A 4,400-nucleotide genomic window follows, 5' to 3' on the forward strand; every position below is an offset into this window, starting at 1 on the left:
GTGATTCCGCGCCGCAGCATGTAGAGTAAAAGGCTCATTTGATTTTTTACAAGCGGAAATCCCTTCAGTCATGGCCTTAATAGTCCACAAATATGGCGGTACGTCGATGGGTTCGACGGACCGCATTAAAAACGTCGCTGCCCGCGTCGCCAAATGGCACGACGCCGGTCATCAAGTCGTTGTCGTCCCCTCGGCAATGTCCGGTGAAACCAACCGTCTGATCGGCCTGGCGAAAGAGATTATGTCGCAGCCGGACCCGCGTGAACTGGACATGATTGCATCGACCGGCGAACAGGTGTCCGTCGGCCTGCTGGCCATGGCGCTGCTGGCGCGCGGCAAGGATGCCGTGTCGTACACGGGCTGGCAGGTGGGCATCAAGACGGACTCGGCCTTCACGAAGGCCCGCATCCAGTCGATCGACGACACGCGCGTGCGCGCCGACCTGGACGCCGGCAGGATCGTCATCATCACCGGTTTCCAGGGCATGGATGAGGACGGTAATATCTCGACGCTGGGCCGTGGTGGTTCGGACACCTCCGCCGTCGCGATCGCGGCCGCACTGAAGGCCGACGAATGCCTGATCTACACGGACGTCGACGGCGTCTACACGACCGATCCGCGCGTCGTGAGCGAAGCGCGCCGCCTGTCGAAGATCACGTTCGAAGAAATGCTGGAACTGGCGTCGCTGGGCTCGAAAGTCCTGCAGACCCGCTCCGTGGAATTTGCCGGCAACTACCGCGTGCCGACGCGCGTGCTGTCGTCGCTGACCGACCCCCTGATGTCGCTCGAAGAAGAAGCCAACTCGGGTACCCTGATTTCGTTTGAGGAAGAAAGCAACATGGAACAAGCCGTCATCTCGGGCATCGCCTTCCACCGCGATGAAGCCAAAATCACCGTCCTGGGCGTGCCCGACAAGCCGGGCGTCGCCTTCCACATCCTCGGGCCGATCTCGGAGGCGAATATCGAGGTCGACATGATCATACAGAACCAGTCGGTCGACGGTAAGACCGACTTCACGTTCACCGTGTCGCGCAACGATTACCAGCGCGCCATGGGCGTCCTGGAAGGCGTGAAGGCCGAAATCGGCGCCGCCAGGATCCTGGGCGATGCCAAGGTCTCGAAGGTCTCGGCCGTGGGCGTGGGCATGCGCAGCCACGTGGGCGTGGCGTCGCAGATGTTCCGTACGCTGTCGGAAGAGGGCATCAACATCATGATGATCTCGACGTCGGAGATCAAGATCTCGGTCCTGATCGACGAGAAGTACATGGAGCTGGCGGTGCGCGCCCTGCACAAGGCGTTTAACCTGGAGCAAGCTTAACTTTTTTCAAAAAAATGGCCGTGCTTCCTTGACCAAAAAGGGTGTGGCCATTAATATGCGTGCACTCAGCGCTGACGCATAAACGTTGAAGCTGACTGGAGGCGTGGCCGAGTGGCCGAAGGCACTTCCCTGCTAAGGAAGCATACGGGCTTAAACCTGTATCGTGGGTTCGAATCCCACCGCCTCCGCCAGAACATCGTCCTAGTATGTTTAGGGACATCAAAGAACCCGCTGTTCTCATAGAGACGGCGGGTTTTTTGTTGCCTAATACTGTCCAGCGATGTCCCCGAACGGCTAGAGTTTTTGGGGGCATTTTTCGGGGCATGCCATGCCCCCATCGGACAGGATGCCCCCAAAATGCCCAAACAGGTTCAGCCGCTCACCCAGCTGCAGGTGCGCAACGCCAAGGCAAAGGACAAGCCCTACAAGCTCGCCGATGGAGGCGGTTTGTACCTTGAAGTCATGCCCAGCGGCGGCAAGCTCTGGCGTATGAAATTCCGGCAGCCGGACGGCAAAGAGAACAGATTGAGTTTTGGAGCCTTCCCGGACGTTTCGCTCGTGGACGCTCGAGCCAAGCGTGACGAGGCACGTCAGCTGCTGGCCACCGGCACGGATCCGGCACGCGCGAGGGCCGAGCAGGAGCGCCAGGCGCGGCTGGCGGAGCAGAATACCTTCGAGCATGTCGCGCGCGACTGGCATCGGACCATGATCAACAAGTGGCAGCCGCAGACCGCGGAGGAAATCCTGCGACGCTTCGAGTCGGACATCTTCCCGGCATTCGGACACCTGCCGATTAACAAGGTACAGGCACCTGACGTACTTGATGCCATCCGGGCCATCGAGCAGCGTGGCGCGCTCGAGATCGCGAACCGGCAGACAGCGAATTGCTCACGCGTGTTCAAGTATGCGATTCGTTGCGGGCTGGCGGAACGCAACCCCGCGGAGTTCCTGCGTGAAGTCCTGCAACCACGCGAGAAGGGGCACTTCGCGGCGATCGGTGCCGACGGATTGCCCGAGTTCCTGCGCGCGCTGTATGCCAACGAGGCGTGCATGGGCGTGCCGACCCGCGTCGCGATGAAACTGATGCTGCTGGTGTTTGTCCGGACCAGCGAACTCATCGAGACGCCATGGGCCGAGATCGACCTGGAGAAGGGCGAGTGGATCATTCCCTGGAAACGCATGAAGCGCGGGAAGCGTCGCATTAACCCCGACAAGACCGACCATCACGTGTGTCTGTCGCGTCAGGCCCTGGAGCTGCTGCGCGACTTGCATCGACACACTGGTGGAGGTACCTATCTGTTCCCGAACCTGCGCGATCCGAAGCGGCCAATGAGCAACAACACATTGCTGAAGGCGATCGAGCGCATGGGATACAAGGGAGACATGACCGGGCACGGGTTTCGTGCGCTTGCGATGAGCACGCTGAAAGAACACCTTGGCTATCGACACGAGGTCGTCGACAGGCAACTGGCGCACGCGCAGAAGGACAAGCTGGAAGGCGCGTACGACCGAGCCAAGTATCTGGAAGAGCGGCGAAAGATGATGCAGTGCTGGGCGGACTACATCGACCGCGTTGCGGCAGAAGCCATGCATGCCTCATCCGGCCGCGCCGATAACTCAATGCCTTGACGCTGGAGCGGCCGTATCTCGCCGATCGGGTTTCCGGGGGATTGTGTTCCTCGTCCATTTCGTTATCTTGGCTCCAGTGAGAACTCAAGAGGAGTACAGATGACTACCGATGCAAACTCGAGCGACCGGATGATCAAGCTGCCAGAAGTGATCAGCATGACCGGGCTGTCGCGATCGAGCATTTACCTGCTGATCAAGAAGGGGAATTTCCCGCCTCAGGTCAAGCTGTCGACCAGATCCTCAGGCTGGTTTTGGCGGGAGATAAACAGTTGGCTGGAATCTAGGCCCAGGGGATCGCAGAATTAGTTGAAGCGATTCACTTGGCAAGTCGAGCGTAGTCCACACAGCTGTATTTTGCGTTGTCGGAGTACTCGCGGAGTTCCACGTCGAGGACGCAGAACGGTCACTTGGTAGTTTGGTAAATGTACCGATTTTAGGCGGACGTGAAAGCAAAGGTTATAGGCGACGGCGTGAAATGCTATTGATCTTGGCCGTGCGCTGACGCTGTGCGCGCAACCGAGGACCAGCTCCGCGCGCACCCGCCCGATTATGCGAGGCAAGATCAATGATGGTAGCGATATGCCAGTGATGGCCGTATCCCTAGAGGCGTGGTCGTAACAATTAAATTGATGAAATGGGGCGCCGCGCGCGGTTTGAACACCGTCATATGCGTCTTAGCGTCGGCACCATCTGGCAGGTATTGCCTGGGTACTCAGGATAACGATTCCGATGAAGCAGAAATGTGGACTAACCCCGGTTCACTAGACAAATGCTGACCACACGCTGAGACGCGGGTTCAAATGCGTCTCGTCAAACATGGCTCAGATCGCTGTCGCGCTTGGTCCGATTGTAAAAGACTTCGATGTAATCGAAGATGTCCGCCCGGGCCAGATCCGGGTTTTGTAGATGCGCTTGCGGATGCGCTCTTTTTCAGGCTGTTGAAGATCGATTCAGCAACAGCATTATCCCAGCAGTTACCACCTTGTCTCATGCTCGGCTCGACCCAAAGCCCGTCTATGTCGAATCCGATAGGCCGAGTTTTTCCGCCGTTTTCGAACTTAACGGCTGCGTATCGCACTCTGCGCGCCAGGTCAGCCTGCGGGGCAGGGATAGAAAATTGCAACTAATCGACTGGAGGGCGCCGTGTAGCTGGAGGCGCCACGCTGGCCGGTCCAGTTGTTAGATCTTGGGTCGTCAGTCGGACACACACCACCGCCCCGGCCCAGAATGCGGCGTTGATATTGCTCATGTGCAAGTTTAGATTCCCATAAATAACACTCAGGTCTTAGCGGATACATTTGTGGGGCGGGCGTTTGCCCATGGGCAAGCTCGGAACGGTTATGCAATACAACGCCGACGGTTGAATGAGGTAACAGGGGGAATAATGGTAGCAATCATAAGCGGTAATAGCTTGGGTTTGAGCCTCAGTTCGTTTGCAACGAAACAAAATGCC

Annotated in this window: 3 protein-coding genes, 1 tRNA gene and 1 pseudogene; 4 read left to right on the forward strand and 1 reads right to left on the reverse strand. The window is 58.2% G+C overall.

Annotation, left to right across the window (positions count from 1 at the left end; all coding sequences use genetic code 11):
• Nucleotides 1-70: 70 nt before the first annotated feature.
• From ASD28_RS13305 to ASD28_RS13320, 4 genes are all read left to right on the forward strand, one after another.
• Complete coding sequence (locus ASD28_RS13305; RefSeq protein WP_056128177.1) at nucleotides 71-1,318, forward strand: aspartate kinase; 1,248 nt, start codon at nucleotides 71-73, stop codon at nucleotides 1,316-1,318.
• Nucleotides 1,319-1,415: 97 nt separating this feature from the next.
• A tRNA-Ser gene (locus ASD28_RS13310) sits at nucleotides 1,416-1,509 on the forward strand.
• Between the two features lie 166 nt (nucleotides 1,510-1,675).
• On the forward strand, nucleotides 1,676-2,947 hold the full coding sequence (locus ASD28_RS13315) for an integrase arm-type DNA-binding domain-containing protein (RefSeq protein WP_056128180.1): 1,272 nt from the start codon (nucleotides 1,676-1,678) through the stop codon (nucleotides 2,945-2,947).
• 99 nt (nucleotides 2,948-3,046) lie between these two features.
• Nucleotides 3,047-3,253, forward strand: coding sequence for an AlpA family transcriptional regulator (locus ASD28_RS13320; protein WP_056128184.1), 207 nt, complete (start codon nucleotides 3,047-3,049; stop codon nucleotides 3,251-3,253).
• A gap of 504 nt (nucleotides 3,254-3,757) precedes the next feature.
• Here the strand turns inward: ASD28_RS13320 and ASD28_RS31030 are convergent.
• Nucleotides 3,758-3,944 (reverse strand): annotated as a pseudogene (locus ASD28_RS31030) (IS3 family transposase); the annotation flags it as partial.
• Nucleotides 3,945-4,400 lie beyond the last annotated feature (456 nt).

The organism is Massilia sp. Root133 (assembly GCF_001426525.1).
In the GTDB taxonomy this organism is placed as follows: domain Bacteria; phylum Pseudomonadota; class Gammaproteobacteria; order Burkholderiales; family Burkholderiaceae_D; genus Telluria; species Telluria orientalis.

What these genes read in the sequence shown, in the direction of transcription:
- ASD28_RS13305 (WP_056128177.1), top strand. Translation starts at nt 71, where the DNA reads ATGGCCTTAATAGTCCACAAATATGGCGGTACGTCGATGGGTTCGACG.
- ASD28_RS13315 (WP_056128180.1), top strand. Translation starts at nt 1,676, where the DNA reads ATGCCCAAACAGGTTCAGCCGCTCACCCAGCTGCAGGTGCGCAACGCC.
- ASD28_RS13320 (WP_056128184.1), top strand. Translation starts at nt 3,047, where the DNA reads ATGACTACCGATGCAAACTCGAGCGACCGGATGATCAAGCTGCCAGAA.